We start from the raw sequence: 22,586 nt of genomic DNA on the forward strand, positions 1-22,586 counted from the left end.
AGATGATATGACAGAAAATATCGAAAAAGTGCAAAGAGATTCATATATAGATGTTATAAAGGGAATAGGTATATTTTCTATTGTCATAGGACATGCAAGCTGGGATATTCAGCTAGGTTCTAATACAATTCATATTGGTGCATTTGTATATTTATATCATTTGGCAATTTTTTTCTTTTGTACTGGATATTTGTATAAAGATGTTGTAGACGATTATTGGAAATTCGTTGCAAAAAAATTGAGAGGATTATATAGACCATTTATTATCTATTCAGTTCTCTATATGTTATGTCGTAATCTGTTTATTGATATGGGAATATTGCAAGGTGATAAGTATACAGGAGGTATGTGGCTTATCACATTTACAAATGTATTGACGTTTAATAGCATAGCAGAATTCCTGTCTGCTTTTTGGTTTTTACCAGTCCTATTTTTTGCTATATGCTTTTATGCAGCAATAAATTATTTGACTAGAAATTTTTCTCTTTATTTTAAACATGGAGGACGGGTTTTGTGCTATCTTCTAATTGGAATAGCAGGATTATTTACAGTAGATCAAAAATATGGACTATTATATAATCTCCAAATATCTTATCTGATGGTTCCGGTTATTGCATTAGGACATTATTTTGCTTTGTATAAAGAAATTTTGAAGAAAATTGTCAATGTTTTTGGATTAGTTATTAGCTTTGCTATATTAGTGTTTGTAATTGAAAGTAATATTGGAATTATTGAATTGATTAATTTTATGATAATAAATAAAGTATTATTTTATCCAGTCACATTATGTGGAATTTGGTTTTGTTTGTGTCTTGGAAAACTTCTATGTCAAAGTTCTTTGTTGGAAAAAATCTTTTCGCTGGCAGGTAGAATGAGTTTAGATATTATGGCATTGCATTTCCTTTCATTTAAACTTGTAGATTATATAGTTTGTCATGTTTTAGGAAATACAGAATCTATGAATGCATTTCCGCATACCTTTGTTGGATTATGGCCTGTTTATTATATAGTGGGTATGGTTATCCCTATATGTATGAAAAAAATGGAACAAAGGGTAGTAACAAATGTAAAAGGAAAAATATATTTCTTGATAGGTAATTATGATAAGGAGATCAATTGATGATAAAGGACAAAAAACTATTGATGATAGGTATTCTGTTATGTTGTATGATAATGGTACCATTGTTTAATCAGGGAATTATGTGCGGGGATGAATTGACTACTAGATTTAACGCTATGAATGGTTTTGGATTCTTTCTAAAAAGTTTTATGCAGGAGCAGTTAAGTAAGGGGAGAGCATTAGCTATTGTAGTAGCACTTCCATCTTATTTAGGTTTTTTGTTTTCTGGCAATGAATGCTTTAGAGTTGTACAAATTATTTCAATTTTTTTAGATGTATTTTTATTTTCTTATCTTGTTAACAAATTAATGAAAGACAAATATTTTAGTATATTTTTGGGAGTTTTTTTAGTGGCATTTTTGCCGATATCATTTGAAAATACAGCACCTAATGCTTTTTGTACATTATTTAATTTCCCGTTCGCATTTTTATTACTTTCATATATCTTCTTTTTAGATTATATAGATAATAAAAACATCTCTAAAATATTTATTTCAATGATATTATTATTTGTAGCAGAGATGTGTTATGAAGCATTTATTGCGTTAACGCCTCTTTATTTGTTTATTTTATTATATCGAATGAACATAAAACAAGAGTTTAAAAAAATTGTTGTCTATTTAAGCATACCTTTTTTTACTAGTTGTTTATATTTGGTGACATATATATTGTGCTCGAAAATATATGTATCAAATTATGCTGGAAATCAATTAGGTATATCTGATATAAAAGGCTCTATAGCAATTATTGGACATCTTTTTAAAGCTGCTATTCCTGGATTTTTCATTTGGGGAAGCGATAAATATCGTTTTTTACTAAAAATATTCTGGAATTTTTCAGTTGCAGAAATGTTTAGAGTTGGTATTCTGGTAATTTCATTTATATATGTTTTGTTTAATTTATTTGGAAAAAGAAAATTGAACAAAACTGAAATGATATGGAAAAAACATATTGGAGTTATTATTAGCAGTATCATATGCATGATTCTTCCTTCGCTTCCTATAGCAGTGTCAGAAATGTATCAAGGAGGAGTTGGGGAAAATGGATTTGTTGCTTTACCGGTAACATACTTTTCTTATTATTTTGCAGTTTTGATAATCTGTTATATAGTTTGGTTTCTTTTAAAAGATAATTGGAAGATAGTTATGGCGGCGGTATGTATTTGTGTGATATTGACTGGAATACAATTTTCAAATGGTGTTTTTTCGCAGGAACAAAATAGAAATTTTAATCGTTTAGAACAGATGGAAAATTGTTTGAAAACGGATATGTTTAAATGGTTTGGAAATACAGAATTTGTATCAGAGGATATGTTTAAAACCATAAATTCTATGGCATTTTATGATTCATATTGGACACAGTTCTCAGCATATTGTGGAAATGGTGCTGTTATTTCAAATAAGGAAGTGTCAGATAAGCAAAATCGAATTTATTATAGAGATAATAAGATGTATGTCTGGTATAATAATGAATTATATGTATTTACTTATGATACTGTTATGGGAGAGGATTTAGTTATAGTAACTGATGAAAAATGCAGTTTTCAGCAATATAAGAATCCGATTAGGGATCATGGATTCAATATTTACCATTTTCAAAATCTTAATTGATTTAAGTAGGAAGGAAGAAAAAGTGATTAATTTTAATGTACCACCATGTATTGGTAAAGAAAAAGAATGTATTGAAGAAGCGATTGCAAATCATAAGATATGCGGGGATGGTGTATTTACAAAGAAGTGCTCAGAGTGGTTAGAGAATAAGACAAAAACAAGCAAAGCGCTTCTTACTACTTCCTGTACACATGCTACAGAAATGGCAGCATTGCTTTGTAATATACAACCGGGAGATGAGGTGATCATGCCATCTTATACATTTGTTTCAACCGCAGATGCATTTGTGCTGAGAGGAGCAACAGCTGTTTTCGTTGATATTCGTCCTGATACAATGAATATCGATGAATCGCTGATTGAAGGTGCGATTACAGAAAAGACAAAAGCAATTGTGCCGGTACATTATGCTGGAGTATCTTGTGAAATGGATACGATAATGGATATTGCCAAACGTCATCATCTTTATGTAATAGAGGATGCAGCACAGGGAATTATGAGTACATATAAAGGAAAGGCATTAGGAACGATTGGTGATTATGGCTGCTACAGCTTTCATGAAACAAAGAATTATTCCATGGGAGAAGGCGGAGCATTGCTGATCAAAGATGAAAAAAATGCAGAAGATGCAGAGATCATTCGGGAAAAGGGAACAAACCGCAGTAAATTTTTTAGAGGTCAGATTGATAAATATACATGGGTAGAGGCAGGATCTTCATATTTACCGAGTGAATTGAATGCAGCGTATTTATGGGCACAATTATCAGAAGCAGAAATGATAAATGAAAATAGACGCTATTCATGGGATTTATATTATGAAATGTTGAAACCATTAGAGGAACGTGGATTGATAGATTTACCAGTTGTGCCTGAAGATTGTGTTCATAATGCACATATGTTTTATGTAAAAACAAAGGATCTGAGTGAAAGAAGTGCATTGATCAGTTATTTAAAAGAGAATGGAGTTATGGCAGTATTTCACTATATTCCGTTACATAATGCACCAGCCGGAAAGAAATATGGTCGGTTTTATGGAGAAGACTGTTATACAACAAAGGAAAGCGAAAGGATTATGCGTTTGCCAATGTATTATAATTTAACAGAAGAAGATATTCATACAGTTGTAAAACATGTGAAAGCATTTTACAGAGTCTGATTATTTCAGTATGAGGTAGAAGAATGAAAAAAATTGGTTTTGTAATTCCGTGTTACAGATCAGAAAAAACAATTAATGGTGTTGTGCAGGAAATCGAAGATGCAGTATCAAAAATGCATCTTGAGTATGAGATTCTATTGGTAAATGATTATTCACCAGATAATACATTTCAGGTGATAAAAAGCATTGCAGAAACACATCATGGGGTGACTGCGGTGAATATGGCAAAAAATTTTGGTCAACATGCTGCAATTATGGCAGGATTTTCCTATTTGAGTGATGATACAGATGTTGTATGCTGTCTTGATGATGATGGGCAGACACCGGCTGATGAAGTTGAAAAAATGTTATCAAAATTAGAAGAAGGTTATGATGTGGTTTATGCAGAGTATGAAACAAAAGAACATTCTTCATTTCGAAATTTTGGAAGTAAGATAAATAGCATGATGGCAGAGCATTTGTTAGGAAAGCCAAAAGATCTATATCTTTCTAGTTATTTTGTTGCAAGAAGATTCGTTATTGAGAAAATTCTTGAATATGAAAATCCATATCCATATTTGCCGGGGCTGGTATTAAGAACAACTGGAAATATTGGAAATGTGTCTGTACAACATAGGTCTAGAGAGATTGGAACGTCTGGTTATACTATGAAAAAACTCCTAGGGTTATGGTTAAATGGATTTACCGCATTTTCTATCAAACCATTGAGAATAGCCACTTTATTAGGTTTTGTATCGGCTATAGGAGGTTTTTTGTTTGTTATTTATACGATAATAAATAAAATTATAAATATAAATGTTCCTGTCGGATGGAGTTCGACAATAGCGGCTATTTTCTTGATGGGTGGACTAATATTGATGGTATTAGGTATGATTGGTGAGTATATAGGAAGAATCTATATAAGTATGAATAAAGCACCGCAGTATGTGATTAGAGAATGTATCAATCCGTTGAATGAAGAAGAAAGAGAAGGTTAATGTATGGGTTCATATAGTATTCGGGATATAAAAGTTACTGATTATGTAGAAAAAGAATTTTATATTGATGAAGATATGGGGAGAAAGTTCGCTGAGCTTTCAGGAGATTTTAACCCTGTTCATTTAGATGCAGAGTATGCAAATAATACCATGTTTAAAGGAAAGATTGCACATGGAATGTTAGTTGCTAGTTTTATTTCAGGGGTAATCGGAAATGATTTCCCGGGAGAAGGAACAATTTATATGAAACAGGATTTGCAGTTTGTAAAACCTGTACGATATGGTGATACTATAAAGGTGCGTATTGAAGCTGATTCGATCAATGAGGAAAAAGCGAGAGTTACTTTAAAAACAGAATGTTTTAATCAGCATGAAGAAAAAGTGATTACAGGAACTGCGTTGGTTATGGTAAGGCGTTAGGGAGGAAAATGGCGATGGTATCTTTTATTGATGACAATTTTACTTTGGCAGAAGGGTTTTTAAAAAGGGATTATGCGGAAATTGGAAATCTTATAAGAAAAGAGAAAGAAAAACTTACAATTTATGAAGAAACAGATGATTTATTAGTAGGATGCATGGTAACTAAAAATATTCCGTTATCTAATTTGTATAAGGGTGAGTTCTATGTAGTTCGTTTTTTATGTGCAAATGTAGATACAATGCATAATGAAAAACAGATGAACTGTATTATTGAATTGTTAAAAAAATTGAAGGAAAGAATAGAGAAAAATAAAGGGTATTATAATTTTAGAATACCTTCTCATATTGTTGATATTATAAAGGCATATAATGTAGTTTTTCAAGGTGGGATTTTCTGTGGTGGTACTGTAGAGGAGATTATTTCTGGAAAAAGTGTAAGTAATCAGCTCAAAGATGGATTAAAAGTATTCTTTGGAAATTCAAGCTATATTGAAAAACATAAAAATACTTTAATGGATATGACATATAAATCATTTGAATCTTATCAGGGACAGTATCATTTATCCTATGTTACAGAGGAGAAAGCTGGTAAAATATATGAAAATTGGATTGAAAGCAGTTTAAATGAATGTAATGATAAAAATGTGATTATTGCCGAATATGAAGGAAGTCCTATTGGTTTTGTGACAATAGCAGAAAAAGAGCACGCTGTAGAAGGAGTATTATCTGCTGTAGAAAATAAACATCGAAAATTAGGTGCATACCGTGCCATGATTTCGTATATTGTGAATTATGCAAATGAGAATGGAAAGAGTTTTATCACCAGTACGCAATTTGATAATTTTATCGTACAGGGTGTTTGGAATTCAATAGGTTTAAAGCCGTTTTATTCGATTTATAATTTTCATATATTAAGTGAATAACTACCATAAGTTATATTGGAAATGAGCAAGAAAGAACTAAGCTGGATAAAAGTATGATTTTCCCTAAAGAGTGGTTTTACACCGTCTATGGTCAAAAGATTTACATCTGTATGCGACGTTGAGTCTGAAAAGGTAGGAATATTCTTTTCTACCCCAAAATATGCAAATATCAGAATGTATATGAAATGCAATAATGGAGAAATTTGTAGAAAAGTAAGAGGTACGCTCATGTTTCACAAAAGAAAATCAGAAGTCTCCTGTGTTACCGCTGGGGGACTTCTTCTGTTACTGATTGCAATAAAATCACAGATGCTTGTTACGGAAGATTATACAGGTAGGACTATTTCAGTGTATCAGGCAGCACCATTATGTGCCTATGTTTTATTAGCTGGTCTGATCTGTACGGTAATTATGTGGTCAGGAAAGATCAAATATCAGAAAGCTTCAGAAATTTTAGCAGTTTTGACATTGTGTATTATGCCGGTAATCAGTTTTTTTATGTTTGAGATGGTTGCTGGTAATTTTTTTACAATCCTGCATAATAAGGTTGGGTTGGTATTGCTGAATCTTATGATCTGGTATCTCTTATATGCGGTAGTATTTGCATTGACAAACAGAGTACGATTTACTGTAATATTTTTAAATTCGTTTACATATCTGTTTGCTGTGGCGAATGCATTTGTCGTACAGTTTCGTGAACAGCCGATCATGCTCATGGATCTGAAATCATTTAAGACAGCAGCATCCGTAGCAGGCGAGTATGAATATATATTGACTGTTAATATGGTTTTAATGGGGCTGTTAATGCTTCTTTGCAATCTGTGGATACTTAATATGGAATTTCGATTTTTAAATTGGAAATACCGTATAACATATGGAGTATTTACATGTGTCTGTATATATTGTTCGATACAGGGGGATGTTTGCAGGAAATCTGTTTGAAAAGGCAGGTTCAGCAGGGCTTGATTTTTTCCGTTTCAATCTGACATATCAGACGAATGGATATATGGCATGTACAATGCAGAGTATCTGCTATTTAAAAGTGAAAGAGCCGGAGGGATATTCGCTAGAGTATGTCAGGCAGATGGCAGAAAGTGTTCCTCAAAAAGAAGATAAGGCAGTCGGACTTCCGGAAAATGTTATTGTAGTTATGAATGAATCTTTTTCAGATCTGTCGGTATTGGGGGATTTTAATACATCCGATGATGTGTTAGAAAATTTTTATAATGAATCAGGTAATATTAAAAGAGGGTATGTATATGTATCTGTATATGGAGGCGGTACAGCAAATTCTGAATTTGAGTTTCTTACAGGAAATTCCGTTGTCAGTATTCCTTCTGGTGCAGTAGCATATCAAATGTATGTGAATAAAGGTGATTCTTCGATTGTTTCTCAGTTTAAACAGCAAGGGTATCGTACAATAGCATTTCACCCATATCGTAAAGATAATTATAATCGTGTGAATGTATATGATATATATGGATTTGATGCATATTATGGCAAAGATGATGTGAAGATCAAAAAAATAAGAAAATATGCATCTGACAAATCAGATTATAAAAGTCTGATTAAAATGTATGAAGAAAAAGAACCAGGAGAAAAATTATTCATTTTCAATGTGACGATGCAGAATCATGGCGGCTATGACTATGATAAATACGAAAGTACCGTGTCATTAACAGACTGCCCCGGTATATATCCACAGACGGAGCAGTATTTAAGCCTTATGAAAGAATCTGATGTGGCATTGAAATATTTACTGGATTACTTTTCCAAAGTGGATGAAAAGACAGTGATCCTGCTTTTTGGAGATCACCAGCCGAAATTAGAAGATGGATTTTATGAGATGGCATACGGAACTGAAATCACGAATGAGAATTTCTCTGATTTTTAATGAACAAATATATGACTCCATATATGCTCTGGTCTAATTATCCATTGGATATAGAAGAAAAAGCATATACAAGTACAAATTATCTTGGCAGTTATCTATTAGAGGCAATAGGAATGGATATGCCAGTGTATAATCGATATTTATTAGAACTTGAAAAAGAAGTTCCTGCAGTTAATTATTTTGGATATCTGGATAAAGAAAATCAGCGGCATTTGATAGGTGAGGACAATCCATGTCAGAAATTGTTAGATGACTATCAGATTTTTGAATATAATAACCTGTTTGATAAGGGAAAACGTCTAGCGGAATTATATGAGTAACAGATTTAGGATAAAATTAAATTGCATACAACAATCCTTTATGCTACAATCAGGCAAAGCATATTTTCTAAAATCATATCAATAATCTCTTAATATCTAAAACTTCAGAAAACTCATGCTTTTAATCCAATAACAGAAAAAAGGCAGGAGTTTTAGGGATACTCCTGCAACATAAGGAGGACAACAGATGGCAGAGAACAAGGTGAATCGTAACTACAAAGATACCGTATTCCGGATGCTGTTTCAAGACAGGGAAAATCTGCTTAGCCTGTATAATGCGGTGAATGGAACTGTATATGAGGATGTGGATGGACTTGTGATCACGACACTTCAGGATGCGGTGTATATGAATTACAAGAATGATGTTTCATTCGTATTTGATTTTACATTAAGTATTTATGAACATCAGTCGACGGTGAATCAGAATATGCCGCTTCGGGATCTGATCTATGTAAGTAAGGTGTTACAGGGACAGATGAAAGATCAGGATATATACAGTTCAAGACAGATTAAACTGCCGACACCGAAGTTTGTAGTATTTTATAACGGAACAGATGAACAGCCGGAGAAACAGACCTTGCGGTTATCGGATGCTTACAAGAAACAGTTAGAGGAAGTGGAATTAGAACTGACTGTAACTGTCTACAATATCAACTATGGTCATAATCAAAAATTGTTAGAAGCATGTCAGACACTAAAAGAGTATGCACAATATGTAGCGGCAGTCAGAGAATATGTAAAAGAGATGCCACTGGCAGAAGCAGTGGAATCAGCGGTAGATAGCTGTATCAGGCAGGGGATTTTAGCAGATTTTTTGAGAAAAAACCGGGCGGAGGCGATAGAGATGAGTATCTTTGAATATGATGAAGAAAAGCATTTGAAAAGTGAACGTGAGATCTGGTTGGCAGAGGGAATCGCATCCGAAATTGTCAGTATGGGTTTAGAATGTGGTCTTTCTAAGGAGCAGATACTTCACCGTCTGCAGACGAAATTAAATATATCCGAACAAACAGCAAAAGAATATTTTGACAAATATAGCAAAGAGCCGGTCAGAATATAAAAATATAAATTGCATACAACAATCCTTTATGCTACAATTAGGCAAAGCATATTTTCTAAAATCATATCAACAATCTCTTAATATCTAAAAATTCAGAAAACTCATGCTTTTAATCCAATAACAGAAAAAAGCAGGGGTTTAAAGAATGCTCCTGCAACATAAGGAGGACAACAGATGACAGAGAACAAGGTGAATCGTAACTACAAAGATACCGTATTCCGGATGCTGTTTCAAGACAGGGAAAAACTGCTTAGCCTGTATAATGCAGTGAATGGAACAGCATATGAGGATGTGGATGGACTTATGATCACGACACTTCAGGATGCGGTGTATATGAATTACAAGAATGATGTTTCGTTTGTATTTGACTTTACATTAAGTATTTATGAACATCAGTCAACAGTGAATCAGAATATGCCGCTTCGGGATCTGATCTATGTAAGTAAGGTGTTACAGGGACAGATGAAAGATCAGGATATATACAGTTCAAGACAGATTAAACTGCCGACACCGAAGTTTGTAGTATTTTATAACGGAACAGATGAACAGCCGGAGAAACAGACCCTGCGGTTATCGGATGCTTATGAGAAACAGTTAGAGGAAGTGGAATTAGAACTGACTGTAACTGTCTACAATATCAACTATGGTCACAATCAAAAATTGTTAGAAGCATGTCAGACACTAAATGAATACGCACAATATGTAGAGGTAGTCAGAGAATATGCAAAAGAAATGCCGCTGGCAGAAGCAGTGGAATCAGCGGTAGATAGCTGTATCAGGCAGGGAATCTTAGCAGATTTTTTGAGAAAAAACCGGGCGGAGGCGATAGAGATGAGTATCTTTGAATATGATGAAGAAAAGCATTTGAAAAGTGAACGTGAGATCTGGTTGGCAGAGGGAATTGAGGAAGGAACACGGTTAGGCATTGAAAAAGGGATCGCATCCGAAATTGTCAGTATGGGCTTAGAATGTGGTCTTTCTAAGGAGCAGATATTTCACCGTCTGCGGACGAAATTAAATATATCCGAACAAACAGCAAAAGAGTATTTTGACAAATATAGCAAAGAACCAGTCAGAATATAAAATACAAATTGCATACAACAGCATAAAAAAAACCCCATTTGCATTTAAAAATTAAAAATAATGTTATAATTTTATACCTTCCAACCTGCTGAAAATCTGTTATAATAAATCATTATAATAGTACATGTATGTACGAAACGGTTATAAAATATCTACAAAGGAATAGGAGATTCTATGGTGAAAACAACATTAGTAATTATGGCGGCAGGCATTGGCAGCCGGTTTGGCGGTGGTATCAAACAGCTTACACCGGTTGGACCGAGCGGTGAGATTATTATGGATTATTCCATCTATGATGCAATCGAAGCCGGATTTGATGAGGTCGTATTTATTATCCGCCATGATCTGGAGAAAGATTTTAAGGAGATCATCGGCAACCGGATCGAGAAAGTCATTCCGGTTAAGTACGCTTTTCAGGAGTTAGATGATCTGCCGGAAGGCTATGAAAGACCAGCGGAGCGTACAAAGCCATGGGGCACAGGACAGGCTGTACTAGCTGCAAAAGAGTTAGTAGAGCATCCATTTGCCGTTATCAATGCAGATGATTATTATGGCAAAGAAGCATTTGTCAAGCTGCACGATTATCTGGTAGCGGATGCAGGAAAAAAGACAGACGGATATGATATCTGTATGGCAGGCTTTATTTTAAAGAATACCTTGAGTGAAAATGGGGGAGTAACAAGAGGTCTTTGTGAAGTCGATGCAGAAGAAAATCTGATAAAGGTAACGGAAACTTATGAGATCCAGTATCGGGATGGCAGATTGTGTGGTCAGACAGAATCCGGAGATATTTTCGAAATTCAGGAAGATAAACATGTATCGATGAATATGTGGGGATTATATCCGGACTTTTTCGAAGAATTAGAGAGTGGATTTCAGCGGTTTTTAGCAGGGATCAAGCCGGGGGACCTGAAAGCAGAATACCTGTTGCCGAAGATCATTGATAAACTTTTACAGGAAAAGAAGGCAGCCGTAAAAGTATTAGAAACACAGGACAAGTGGTTTGGTGTTACATATCAGGAAGATAAGCAGAGTGTCATGGATGCCATTCATGGACTTGTTGAGCAGGGGATTTATCAGAAAAAGTTATTTGAGTAGTACAAAGGTAAAACGGATGCTGCTAAAATGATCATCCGGTAACAAAGTAAGAGAGGATAAATCATGCAGAAAAGAATTGCGCATAGGATAAGACTTGCAATTGCAGCGATCGGAATGATACTTTCGATGGCTGTGATATTTGCTGTACCATTACAGGCAGAGGCAGCAGAACAGAATGTTACCATGACTTCCTGTAAGTTAAATTCCAGTGGGAAAAAACTGACAGTCAAAGCAAAGGTAAAGAAAAAGACAAGTGCAATGGGGAAGAAGTTATATCTTCTTAAGCTGAATGCATATAATTCAGAAAGTGGTAAGAAAAGTGCAACACCGCTTGCATCTGCCAAAACAAAAAAAGGAACGATTAAATTTAAGATCAACTATAAAAGTTCCATGTTATATCAGAAATTTGTTGTGGCATATAAGTCTGGAAGTAAATATCAGGTAGTCAGTGATGCGAGATATATCACGAATCCGGAAGTGCTTGCCGGTTATAAAGGGAAAGGACCGACAGCCACTTCTAAAAAAGGACTTCAGGTAGAAGAGTTATCGGATGCTTTAGAAGTAGGAACAAAACATGCGGTTGTCAACTGGACATTAAATTCATTGTTAAATGACAATGCAGTCAACAAGGTCGCATATAAGTATAGAGGAAAGACCTATTATCTGGATGCCGACCAGTTACAGCGGAACGATGAACAGGTCAAGGCTTACAATGCAGCAGGAGTCCGTGTGACGGTAATTCTGCTCCTGCCAAAGGATGCAGCATCTTCGGGAACGAAGTCCATGCAGTATGGAGGATATTCCTATACGAAGTTTTCGTCGTTTAATACAACTTCAAAAGCAGGCTGCCGGACATTTGAAGCAGTCATGACCTATTTGGCAGGCAGATACGGAACGAAGGATAATCTAGTCTGTGGATGGATCTTAGGAAATGAGGTCAATAGTGCGTGCATTTGGAATTTTGGTGGTAATAAGAGCTTAAATATTTATATGAAAAATTATGCGCGTGCTTTTCGGATCTGTTACAATGCAGTCAGAAGTGTGAGTAAAAATGCCAAAGTCTATATCAGTCTGGATAACAACTGGAACAGGGATGTGGATGGAAGCGGAAACCGCTATTTTACATCGAAGGCGGTTGTGGATAAGTTCTATGCAAAATTAAAAGAGCAGGGAAAAATTGATTTCCAGATCGCTTTTCATGCATATCCGCAGGGAATGGCAGATCCGGTATTCTGGGATGATTCCTGGGCAACAAATTCTACAAGTGCGAAGATCATCAACTTTAAAAATCTGAATGTGCTGACGAAGTATGCAAAGAAAAATTTTGGTAAAAAATGTACTGTCATGTTTTCCGAGCAGTCCTTTAATACGACAAAAGGAGAAGCTGTGCAGGCGGCAGCCTATGCATATGCTTATTATCTTTGTGAAGCAAACAGTATGGTCGAGGCATTTATCTATGGCCGTGAATTTGATCATCCGGAAGAAACAAAGGTTGGTTATTATTGGGGCTTATGTGACAATTGGCATGTAAAACGTCTGATCTGGAATGTATTCCAGTATATTGATACAAAGGATTCGTTCAAATTTACCGATCCGCTTGTGAAATATACAAATCTGAAAAAATGGACGAAGATCAGTGGATTGAAACGCAGTAAGTTTACCAGAATGGAGTCAAAGCGGACAAAAGCGGTTATTACAGATGTGGAGTCTATGTCAACAACATCTGTGAAGATCAGCTGGGAAAAACAGAGTGCAGGAGATGGATATGAGATCTATCGTGATGGAAGTCTGTTAGATACGATTGCCGGTAATTCAACAGTAACGTATACGGATAAGAATCTGACGACAGGCAGCACGTATCAGTATCAGATCCGGATGTATAAAGATGCACCGGATTCTTCGGATGCGAATAAGAGGACTCGCCTGTACGGATCACTTTCAGATGCAGTGTCCGTTACGGTTACATGTGGACAGGTGACAGTCAATACAGATAAATGCAGCGTGAATGGTAATGAGATCACAGTTGCATGGAAAAAATTAACCGGAGTTGCCGGTTATGAAATCTACCGTGCAACAGCACTTGATGGAGAATACAGTCTGATCGGTACAGCAGGAAGCAGCAAGACAACTTACAAAGATGCACAGACATTATCAGGAACTACTTACTATTATAAAGTAAGGGCGTTTGTTACAACGAATGGCGTAAATGGATATGGTAAGTTTTCAGAGCCGACAAATAAATTAGCACGTATCAATCTGACAGCGACGATCGTAGGTGATAAGATTCTACTGAACTGGACACAGTGGCAGAATCTGACAGATTACCGTATCTATACAAAGAGCGGATCGGATGGATCATTTGTATGGCAGAAAACGCTGGCAGCACTTACTTATACAATGAAGAAATGTAAAGATACTGACCAAAAGAAATACCCATTTGCGACAGGAGAAACTTATCAGTTCAGGGTACGTGCAGTTTATCCAGATGGAAGATGCAGTGATTATTCGAATGTGCTGTCAATCACTTTCCAGCCAAATGATACTGCTAATACTACCACGGCCAGTGATGTGACTCCGACTACGGAAACTTCTGAAACAACGGAATCAACGGAACCGGCATCTACAGAAACAACGACAGAAGTACAGCAAACGGAGAGTCAGCCGACGGAAACAGGAACAGAGAGTACCGGAACAGAAACTCAGCCGACGGAAACAGGAACAGAGAGTACCGGAACAGAAACTCAGCCGACGGAAACAGGAACAGAGAGCACCGGAACAGAAACTCAGCCGACGGAAACAGGAACAGAGAGCACTGGAACAGAAACTCAGCCGACGGAAACAGGGACAGAGAGCACCGGAACAGAAACTCAGCCGACGGAAACAGGGACAGAGAGCATCGGTACAGAAATTCAGCCGACCGAAGCCGGAACAGAAAACTGAATTGTTACAAAATAAAAAGGGCGCAGAAGCAAAATGCTTCTGCGCTTTATCCTTATAACCATGCCATAACACAGATATAAGGTACACCTCGGGAATCTGAGATGTCTGTTTGATCAGTCCCAGATGGAAATATGATATTTCACTTTACGGTAAACTTTCCAAATGAGAACAGCCGGCATACTGATAGCCATATACAGACATGGAAGACCGCCGACAACTGCAATAAAGATGATCAGCAAAAATTTTACGATGAATTCCATAATATGTGCCTCCCTTCTGCATAGAATATAGCAGTTGAGAAAAAGAATATTGAAAAAGTGCTGTTTTTTTAGCGGAATATTTATGCTTTCAGGGAAATCTCTTTGCACAGCATAGTTAAGAAAGTGCTAAAAAATATGAAAAATATAAAAAGAGAGTGTTGATATAGAAATTATCTGTTATAATGTCTCTAGGAAAAATCAGAAAAGGTGGTGAAACGTAAGGTGCAAAGAAATCGTTATAGAAAAATCATATGTGCAATGATCGCATTCTTTTTTCTGATAGGCATTTTAGGGACGATAAAGAACATCGATACGGTTTCATTTAAACCTTGTCTGCACAGTATGCAGCAGGAAGGTATGACACAGACAGAAGATACCGGGGATGACTGGCTGCTGCCGGTCTGCAGTCTTCAGAAGATAGATGATTTTCAGGCAGATGCAGTGGTCCGCAGGGTCAATCCGAAAGCAGCCGAAACGGTATGTACGGCAACGCTTATATCTGCCATAAGTATCATAGTCCTGTTTTTATTTATGGCATTTTGGGAGTGCCTGTTTTATTTTAGTGAAAAACGAATCTCTTTTTTTCGGGTAGTCGTCTTTATCCACTGGATCGATGGTAAAAAGAAATCCCGTTTTGCAAATGGAAAATATTACAAAACAGGAGGTTTAAGAGAATGGAAATTGGAACAAAATTCAGAATTTTATCAATCGATGAGGAAAAAGAGGTACAGTATTATTTAAAGAGAATGTTTATTCAAAAGGGATATAAATTTTTTGCGGCACAAAGCGGAAAAGATGGGATCACACAGATCACAAACGGCTGTCCGGATCTGGTATTATTAGATCTGATCCTGCCGGATATGGATGGAATGGATATTATTAAGAAAGTCCGGTCGGTTTCTGACTGCCCGATGATCGTAGTATCATCAAAAGGAAAAGAAAAAGATAAGGTAAGTGCATTAGATGCAGGTGCTGATGATTATATCACCAAACCATTTGGTTCCGAAGAACTGATGGCAAGGATTCGCTGTGCACTGCGTTACCGCAGGAAATACGGTTCTAAGAATGTATATGAATATGATGGCCTGAAAGTTGATTATGAACGGAGATTAGTCATAGTAGATGGAAAACAGATACACCTGACACCGGTAGAATACCGTATCATGGAATATCTGACAATGAACTCCGGTAAAGTTGTTACATATCAGATGCTGTTAGAAAAGATCTGGGGACCGTATGTATCGGAAAATAATAAGATCCTCCGGGTGAATATGACAAATATCCGCCGGAAGATCGGTGATGATCCGGCGGAACCAAAATACATTTTTACGGAATCCGGAGTTGGTTACCGGATGGCAGAATCGGAAGACTGAGCAATATGCTCCTCGTGTCTGATCTCTGCAAGATGATGAATGGATTTACGCAGAAAGACATCATAGATGTTCCATGCAAAACTTGTTATGATGATTAAAAAGCCTGAAATGGCAATGACATAGTCGAGTGTACTGCTTAAATTCATAGTGGAATCCCCCTTTTATTTTAAAAATGTTGTTTACTAATATAACGGTTTTTGGGGATAGGTGGAGAAGACAAAAGAGATTTTCATATAAATCTTACACCAGTAAATAAAAACTATACAGATTCTTAACAGAGCCATAAGCATCCTTGCTGTTGCAAGGGTGCTTATTTGACATATAGGAGATTTGACGGTATAATAAAATGATTTATAAGGGTTAATCTATGTTACTACGAAATGGAGATACAGATGAAACTGACAGTAATTGTTCCGTGCTATAATGAGGAAGCGGCATTGCATTTCTTCTATGAGGAGATCTGTAAAGTTATGCCATCTATGCCGGGGGTAGAGTTGGAATTACTATTTGTGAATGACGGCTCAAAAGACGGTACATTAAAAATCATAAAGAAACTGGCAGAACAAGATAAACGTATAAAATATGTATCATTTTCAAGAAACTTCGGAAAAGAAGCTGCTATTTACGCAGGATTAGAACATGCAACCGGGGAACTGACTGCGATCATGGATGCAGATCTGCAAGACCCACCTTCCCTGCTGCCTAAGATGTATCAGGCAATCACAGAAGAAGGATATGACTGCGTGGCAAGCAGAAGGGTAGACCGAAAAGGAGAGCCGCCGATCCGCTCATTCTTTGCAAGAATGTTTTACCGGCTGATGCGGAAGATCTCACAGGCAGATATTGTGGACGGAGCAAGAGATTTCCGTTTGATGAACCGGCAGTTTGTAGATGCGATCTTAGAAATGAAAGAATATAACCGTTTTTCGAAAGGATTGTTCGGCTGGGTAGGATTTCGGACTAAGTGGCTGGAATTTGAAAATGTGGAACGGGTTGCAGGAGAAACGAAATGGTCATTCTGGAAACTGTTTTTATATTCGATCGATGGAATTGTGGCATTTTCTACGATGCCATTATCGATCGCAGCGTTGTTAGGCGTGCTGATGTGTTTTGTTGCCGCAGTAGCGATCATTTTCATTATCGTACGCCAGCTTTTATATGGCGGTTCGGCTTTTGGCTGGCCGTCCATGGTATGTATCACGATGTTTTTAGGCGGTATACAGCTTTTGTGCATCGGCATATTGGGTTCATATCTCGCAAAGACATATTTAGAAGTAAAAGATCGTCCGATCTACATTACAAAAGAGAGTAATACACATAAGAGGAAAAAGGGTATCGATGAAGAAAATAGGATCATGTCTGTGGAAACTGATTGAGAAGATCGTCGTAGGATGTTTACGGCTTTTGTATACTGCTTTGCATAAAGAATTGACAGAAGATGTCATAGATGGATTTATGCAGTTTGTGAAATTCGGGCTGGTCGGTGTCAGCAATACTGTAGTCAATTATGTGATCTATGCGGGTGCATTGCTTTTTTTGCAAAAAAATCATCTGTGGAAAGCGTACGATTATCTGATCGCTACCGGTATTGGATTTGTGTTAAGCGTACTGTGGTCGTTTTTCTGGAACAATAAATTTGTATTTGCAGTAGGAGAGGGAGAAAACCGTTCTGTATTAAAGGCACTGTTAAAGACTTATGTGTCATACTCCTTTACAGGATTGTTTTTGAACAGCTTTTTAATGGTATTATGGGTGAAAATGTTAGGAATTTCAGAATTTGTGGCACCGATCATCAATCTGCTTGTCAGTGTACCGCTCAACTTTCTGATCAACAAATTCTGGGCATTTAAAAGCGAAAGGTAAGATTATGGTAAAAAGTCTGATATTGATCGCAGTCTTTTTAGGACTGCTGCCGTTTTTATTAGGACTTCTTTATACAAGATTTATCGAAGAAGAAAAAGAGAATCTGTTATTACAGATGGCAGCCGGATATATCATCATGTTTGGAATATTTGAGATCATGGCCTTGCCGCTGATATTTATGCGCCAGTCACTGACACTTCTGACCGGACTGTATCTGGGCATTTTAGGTGTGGCTGCGGTTATTTCTCTGATCTTAAACCGGAAACGGATCGTACTTGTGATAAATGATACCATCGGTGGGATACGGAAGTTTACGCCTTGTATCTGGGCGGTACTGCTGTTACTTATGGGACAGATCGCCGTATATATCCGTTATCAGTATTCGAATGCAGACGATGCATTTTTTGTGGCATCGGCAACGACTTCAGTTGCAACGAATACGATATTTGCTTACAATCCGTATACCGGAACAGCGTATAGCAAACTGCCGCCGCGATATCTGCTATCCCCATTTCATGCGTGGAATGCAGTATTGAGCCGTATCACAGATACGCATCCGGCAATTATGGCGCATATGGTATTTATGATCGTATTTTTAGTATTGGCATATGCTGTCTATGCCTTGATCGGACGGGCGCTATTTGCAAATGATATAGAAAAAACAGGATATTTTCTGACAGTGTTAGCGGGACTTCATGTTTTTGCGGCATATAGTGAACGGACAAGCGGTTTGTTTCTTTTGATCCGGCTCTGGCAGGGGAAAGCGGTCTTAGCCGGTATATTACTGCCATTGATCTTGTATCTTGCGGTCAGGCTCTTTCTGATGGAAGGAAAACGGGCAGACTGGGTACTTTTATTTCTTTTGATGTGCGCCTGCTGTATGGTATCTTCCATGGGGATCATGTTAGGAGCGGTCATGCTCGGACTGCTTGGCATTTTATTTGCCTTTAAAAACAGAAGTTTTCGGATCCTGGTATATACAGGACTCTGCTGTGTGCCTAATCTGCTTTGTGCAGGAATATATCTGATGATTCGGTAGGGGGTATATAGTGAAAGAGATCATACAAATTGTTATGTCTATGTACGATTCCTATAATGGAACAGGGATGCAGATGGCTTTGTTTTTTGCCAGCCTGATCTATCTTATCGTATACAAAAAAGATAAAGACAAAAAATATCTGTTTTTGGGATATACATTATTATTTTTTATTGTCTGTTTCTGCCCGGTTACGGCAAAGATCATTATGAATGTGTGTATCGGTCAGGAAGTGTACTGGAGAATGTTCTGGCTGCTCCCGACAACAATCGTGACTGCTTATACGGCGGTGCTGATCCTGATGCAGACAGAGAAAAAAAGCAGACGGTATCTGTTATTGTTTATGATGTTAGTCGTGGTCGTGCTGACTGGAACAAATGTCTATAACGGAAATATTTTTGACAGAAAACAGAATCATTATAAGCTGCCACAGGACAGTATCGATATCTGTGACATCATAGAAGCAGATGCCACACAGAATGGGATCAGCCACAAAAAGCTGGTCACTGTCAATGATCTGATCACAACGATCCGGCAGTATGATGCAGATATCTTAATGCCTTATGGCAACGAGGTTATCAAAGGAAATAAGGCAGAAAGTGAAAATGCAGCAGCTCTTTTCAGACTGATGAGCAGGGATACGAAGAACTGGGAAGCAATTTCGTGGTATGCGGCAATGGAAGACTGCAACTATCTGGCATATCCGGCAGATGATGCATTAGTGGATACCTTAGGTACTTTAGGTTATGAAAAAATAGGTGCAAATGCCGCTTATTATGTATACCGCAGGAATCTCACAAAACAGGCCTATGACGGGGAATGGCTGATCAGCCAGTATGGTTCACCGGAAGGCAACCAGCTGATGTTTTATACGATGCAGGATAATGCAGGACATCTGATCGTTGTAGACGGTGGCTGGACGACGGATGCTGATTATGTCAGGGCATTATTAAAAGCACTTGGCAATCATGTAGATGCATGGATCATCACACACCCGCACAGAGATCATGCAGGAGCTTTTACGGAAATCTATAAAGATCCGAAAAAATTAAAAATAGATAAAGTCTATGCAGTCGATATGGCTTCACCGGAATTATGCCTTGAAAATGCACCATGGGATGAAACAGAAGTGTATGAACAATGGCTGCAGTTAGATATTAAACAGCTTTCGTATGTACATGCAGGAGATACCTTTGAAGTGGCAGGGCTTACGTTTGATATCTTTAATGCATATGATGATTATGTAGATGAGTTATCGAACGATCTTTTAAATGATGGCTCTATGATGTTTAAGATCACAGCAAAAGAAGAATCCATGCTCTTTTGTGCAGATGTCGGAAAATCCATGAGCAAGTATCTTCTGAAAAAATATAAAGATGAACTAAAAGCAGATTATATCCAGATGGGACACCATGGAAATGGCGGCTTAAAGGATGATTTTTATCAGTCGATCGGGGCAAAAGCGGCATTTTTTGACGCACCGGACTGGCTGATGCAGGATACCAGCGGACGGTTTACAACACCAAAGACATCTTATCTGATGGCGAGTGGCGGAGCAGTGATCTATAGTTTTTCCACAGCACCGAACCAGATCATATTAAAATAGTTTATAAGGAGAAGATCTATGTTACACGGAACAGTTTTTGGAACAGTTTTTTATCTGGCAGCATTGATTGCCTGTGTAGTGAATATTTACCGGTTTCGTAAATCACATAAACCAATGAGCGGATTCACATGGTCGGTACTGTCTTTTCTGATCACGATCAGTATGGGAAGTGTGGCAGCCGGATTGATAAGTCCTTTGCATATACCGATCAATATCTATTCCATGGCAGTCATCTATCTTCTGATCGCAGTCCTTGTAGGCTGGCGGATCAAAAAAGAAGGCATGAGGCAGGAATATATCTGGGAAAAATATGATTTTATCGTGTTGATATTAACGACGGTGGCAGTGGCGGCGATCAGCTTAAAGATCTTTTCACCACAGCTCTTGTACTGCTATTACAACAGTGACGCAGGACTGCATTTAAAAGAAGCAACAGCGATCGTACGATCCCAGAAAGTCACAAATATGTACTTTTTACATCTGCAGAATGCGATGTTTGTGGAAATGATACAGCCGTTTGTGCGGATCGCAGACTGGTATAAAGGATATATTTTAGGAGATTGTTTCTTCTTATGGTTAGAAACCTTGTTCTTTGCAGCGATGATCCGCAGATTTGCAAAGACAAAAGGTTCAAAAGTGTTTGCAATATTCTTAACGGTCTGCTATTTTATGGGATATCCGTTTTTCAGTTACTATTATTCTTTCGGCTACTGGGCTGTAGGAAGTATGATGGTAGGATTTGTTGCGATCACACTGCGTCTGTATGAAGAAGCCTGTGTAGAAAGAAAATATTCTATTTTCATGCTGATGTTAGGCTGCTTTGGTGTTATGACAAGTTATATGATGTTTGCACCGGTGACATTTGTTGCAGCATTTGTATATCTGATGATCGTGGCGAAAAGAGAAGGCAAGATCTTTACCGTTAAAAATGTACTGTTAGCTTTAAAAGTCTTTTTACTTCCGACAGTTATGGGACTCTATTACTGTCTGTATGGGTTCTTTATCTCATCCGGTACAAGTATCAGCGGAGCATTGGGCAATGCAGGAGGAATTTATACAGAATTGTATATGGATTTCTTCTGGGTGATCTTTCCGGTATTATTTATGTTAGCTTATACCTTGAAAAAACGCAGATTTACACCGGATGTAGTATTCTTTTTAGCATTTTTCGGCTTTACCGGTGTCATGCTGTTTTTAACACTGACACATCATGTATCGACTTATTATTATTATAAAACTTATTATCCATTGTGGATGTTCTGCTGGGTTTTAACAGCTAAGGCTGCATTTGTTATGCTGCAAGAGGCAAAAGAAACCCTGATCGCATACTGCACATTGGCTGCCATGTTTGTTATACTCTGTTATGGCGGTGTGGAATACAAGATCGTCACTTCGACAGAGCGTATCACAGGGGCAATGCACAGCACAGAATTTTTTACCCTGTATCAGTATGACTGGTCATTTATCACCAGAGGGCATCAGGGACTGGATAATTCTGTATTTGATCTGTTCCAGTATGTGGCAGATAATCTTTCAGAGGAAAAGATGGTACCTTTGATGACAGAGGAAAATGATTATGGCCAGACATATCTGTATGAAGGTGTCAGTGGTTATGATTTCCCGGATTTCTATGAATGGCGGCATACGAAAAAAGAATTAAAACAGGCATATTATGACTGGGATGTACACTATGCCGTATTGATGAAGGGAACACAGTTTGAAGAACTGCATGGCAAAGATGTTTTAGGCAAAAAAGCAGTCAAGATTCTGTTTGAGAATGAAGCCGGATATATCTTAGAACTGGATGATAAGTAACAAGAGGTAACGGTTCCATACAGAATCATTACGAT

22 protein-coding genes are annotated in these 22,586 nt (G+C 37.2%); 20 read left to right on the forward strand and 2 right to left on the reverse strand.

Annotated elements, in window-relative coordinates; genetic code table 11:
* The first annotated feature begins 7 nt into the window (after positions 1-7).
* From H8S17_RS01060 to H8S17_RS01120, 13 genes are all read left to right on the forward strand, one after another.
* Positions 8-1,120: an acyltransferase family protein gene (locus H8S17_RS01060; protein WP_186865859.1), complete on the forward strand. Its 1,113-nt coding sequence runs from the start codon at positions 8-10 to the stop codon at positions 1,118-1,120.
* On the forward strand, positions 1,120-2,730 hold the full coding sequence (locus tag H8S17_RS01065) for a hypothetical protein (protein ID WP_186865860.1): 1,611 nt from the start codon (positions 1,120-1,122) through the stop codon (positions 2,728-2,730). The genes H8S17_RS01060 and H8S17_RS01065 overlap by 1 nt, the downstream gene beginning before the upstream one ends.
* Before the next feature lie 22 nt (positions 2,731-2,752).
* Positions 2,753-3,883 carry a dTDP-4-amino-4,6-dideoxygalactose transaminase gene (gene rffA, locus H8S17_RS01070; RefSeq protein ID WP_186865861.1) on the forward strand — a complete coding sequence of 377 codons (1,131 nt, stop codon included), beginning with the start codon at positions 2,753-2,755 and terminating at the stop codon, positions 3,881-3,883.
* Positions 3,884-3,906: 23 nt separating this feature from the next.
* Positions 3,907-4,860 carry a glycosyltransferase family 2 protein gene (locus H8S17_RS01075; RefSeq protein ID WP_186865862.1) on the forward strand — a complete coding sequence of 318 codons (954 nt, stop codon included), beginning with the start codon at positions 3,907-3,909 and terminating at the stop codon, positions 4,858-4,860.
* A 3-nt stretch (positions 4,861-4,863) separates the two neighbouring features.
* On the forward strand, positions 4,864-5,280 hold the full coding sequence (locus tag H8S17_RS01080) for a MaoC family dehydratase (protein ID WP_186865863.1): 417 nt from the start codon (positions 4,864-4,866) through the stop codon (positions 5,278-5,280).
* Positions 5,281-5,288: 8 nt separating this feature from the next.
* Complete coding sequence (locus H8S17_RS01085) at positions 5,289-6,203, forward strand: GNAT family N-acetyltransferase (protein ID WP_186865864.1); 915 nt, start codon at positions 5,289-5,291, stop codon at positions 6,201-6,203.
* A gap of 228 nt (positions 6,204-6,431) precedes the next feature.
* The gene (locus tag H8S17_RS01090; protein ID WP_186865865.1) at positions 6,432-7,145 is read left to right on the forward strand and encodes a hypothetical protein; all 714 of its coding nucleotides are present in this window, start codon (positions 6,432-6,434) and stop codon (positions 7,143-7,145) included.
* Positions 7,123-8,097 carry an LTA synthase family protein gene (locus H8S17_RS01095; RefSeq protein ID WP_186865866.1) on the forward strand — a complete coding sequence of 325 codons (975 nt, stop codon included), beginning with the start codon at positions 7,123-7,125 and terminating at the stop codon, positions 8,095-8,097. The genes H8S17_RS01090 and H8S17_RS01095 overlap by 23 nt, the downstream gene beginning before the upstream one ends.
* A gap of 11 nt (positions 8,098-8,108) precedes the next feature.
* Positions 8,109-8,417 (forward strand): hypothetical protein, encoded by a 309-nt coding sequence (locus H8S17_RS01100; protein WP_186865867.1) that lies wholly within the window; start codon positions 8,109-8,111, stop codon positions 8,415-8,417.
* Positions 8,418-8,604: 187 nt separating this feature from the next.
* A complete protein-coding gene (locus H8S17_RS01105) occupies positions 8,605-9,477 on the forward strand; it encodes a hypothetical protein (RefSeq protein WP_186865868.1) in 873 nt (290 codons plus the stop codon).
* 174 nt (positions 9,478-9,651) lie between these two features.
* Complete coding sequence (locus tag H8S17_RS01110; RefSeq protein WP_186865869.1) at positions 9,652-10,560, forward strand: hypothetical protein; 909 nt, start codon at positions 9,652-9,654, stop codon at positions 10,558-10,560.
* Positions 10,561-10,734: 174 nt separating this feature from the next.
* Positions 10,735-11,658: a nucleotidyltransferase family protein gene (locus tag H8S17_RS01115; protein WP_186865870.1), complete on the forward strand. Its 924-nt coding sequence runs from the start codon at positions 10,735-10,737 to the stop codon at positions 11,656-11,658.
* Between the two features lie 63 nt (positions 11,659-11,721).
* Positions 11,722-14,598, forward strand: coding sequence for a DUF5722 domain-containing protein (locus H8S17_RS01120; RefSeq protein WP_186865871.1), 2,877 nt, complete (start codon positions 11,722-11,724; stop codon positions 14,596-14,598).
* A 113-nt stretch (positions 14,599-14,711) separates the two neighbouring features.
* On the opposite strand, the gene H8S17_RS01125 is transcribed toward H8S17_RS01120, so the two are convergent.
* A complete protein-coding gene (locus H8S17_RS01125) occupies positions 14,712-14,858 on the reverse strand; it encodes a hypothetical protein (protein ID WP_178051141.1) in 147 nt (48 codons plus the stop codon).
* Between the two features lie 357 nt (positions 14,859-15,215).
* On the opposite strand from H8S17_RS01125, the gene H8S17_RS01130 reads away from it, so the two are divergent.
* Both H8S17_RS01130 and H8S17_RS01135 read left to right on the forward strand, forming a co-directional pair.
* Positions 15,216-15,599, forward strand: a complete 384-nt coding sequence (locus H8S17_RS01130; protein ID WP_186865872.1) for a hypothetical protein — start codon at positions 15,216-15,218, stop codon at positions 15,597-15,599.
* Complete coding sequence (locus H8S17_RS01135; RefSeq protein WP_334298752.1) at positions 15,539-16,231, forward strand: response regulator; 693 nt, start codon at positions 15,539-15,541, stop codon at positions 16,229-16,231. Before H8S17_RS01130 ends, H8S17_RS01135 begins: the two co-directional genes overlap by 61 nt.
* On the opposite strand, the gene H8S17_RS01140 is transcribed toward H8S17_RS01135, so the two are convergent.
* Positions 16,204-16,377: a hypothetical protein gene (locus H8S17_RS01140; RefSeq protein WP_186865873.1), complete on the reverse strand. Its 174-nt coding sequence runs from the start codon at positions 16,375-16,377 to the stop codon at positions 16,204-16,206. The two genes, H8S17_RS01135 and H8S17_RS01140, sit on opposite strands and share 28 nt — an antisense overlap.
* A gap of 246 nt (positions 16,378-16,623) precedes the next feature.
* Between H8S17_RS01140 and H8S17_RS01145 the strand changes: the two genes are divergently transcribed.
* Genes H8S17_RS01145 through H8S17_RS01165 form a run of 5 tightly spaced genes read left to right on the forward strand, consistent with a single transcriptional unit; the run spans position 16,624 to position 22,551 of the window.
* On the forward strand, positions 16,624-17,607 hold the full coding sequence (locus H8S17_RS01145) for a glycosyltransferase family 2 protein (RefSeq protein ID WP_330595585.1): 984 nt from the start codon (positions 16,624-16,626) through the stop codon (positions 17,605-17,607).
* Entirely contained in the window at positions 17,570-18,094 is a 525-nt protein-coding gene (locus tag H8S17_RS01150; protein WP_186865875.1) for a GtrA family protein, read from the forward strand. Before H8S17_RS01145 ends, H8S17_RS01150 begins: the two co-directional genes overlap by 38 nt.
* 4 nt (positions 18,095-18,098) lie before the next feature.
* Positions 18,099-19,133, forward strand: a complete 1,035-nt coding sequence (locus H8S17_RS01155) for a DUF6077 domain-containing protein (protein ID WP_186865876.1) — start codon at positions 18,099-18,101, stop codon at positions 19,131-19,133.
* A gap of 10 nt (positions 19,134-19,143) precedes the next feature.
* On the forward strand, positions 19,144-20,736 hold the full coding sequence (locus tag H8S17_RS16810) for a ComEC/Rec2 family competence protein (RefSeq protein ID WP_186865877.1): 1,593 nt from the start codon (positions 19,144-19,146) through the stop codon (positions 20,734-20,736).
* Between the two features lie 18 nt (positions 20,737-20,754).
* Complete coding sequence (locus H8S17_RS01165) at positions 20,755-22,551, forward strand: hypothetical protein (RefSeq protein WP_186865878.1); 1,797 nt, start codon at positions 20,755-20,757, stop codon at positions 22,549-22,551.
* The last annotated feature ends 35 nt before the right edge of the window (positions 22,552-22,586 follow it).

This window comes from Roseburia zhanii (genome assembly GCF_014287635.1).
In the GTDB taxonomy this organism is placed as follows: domain Bacteria; phylum Bacillota; class Clostridia; order Lachnospirales; family Lachnospiraceae; genus Roseburia_B; species Roseburia_B zhanii.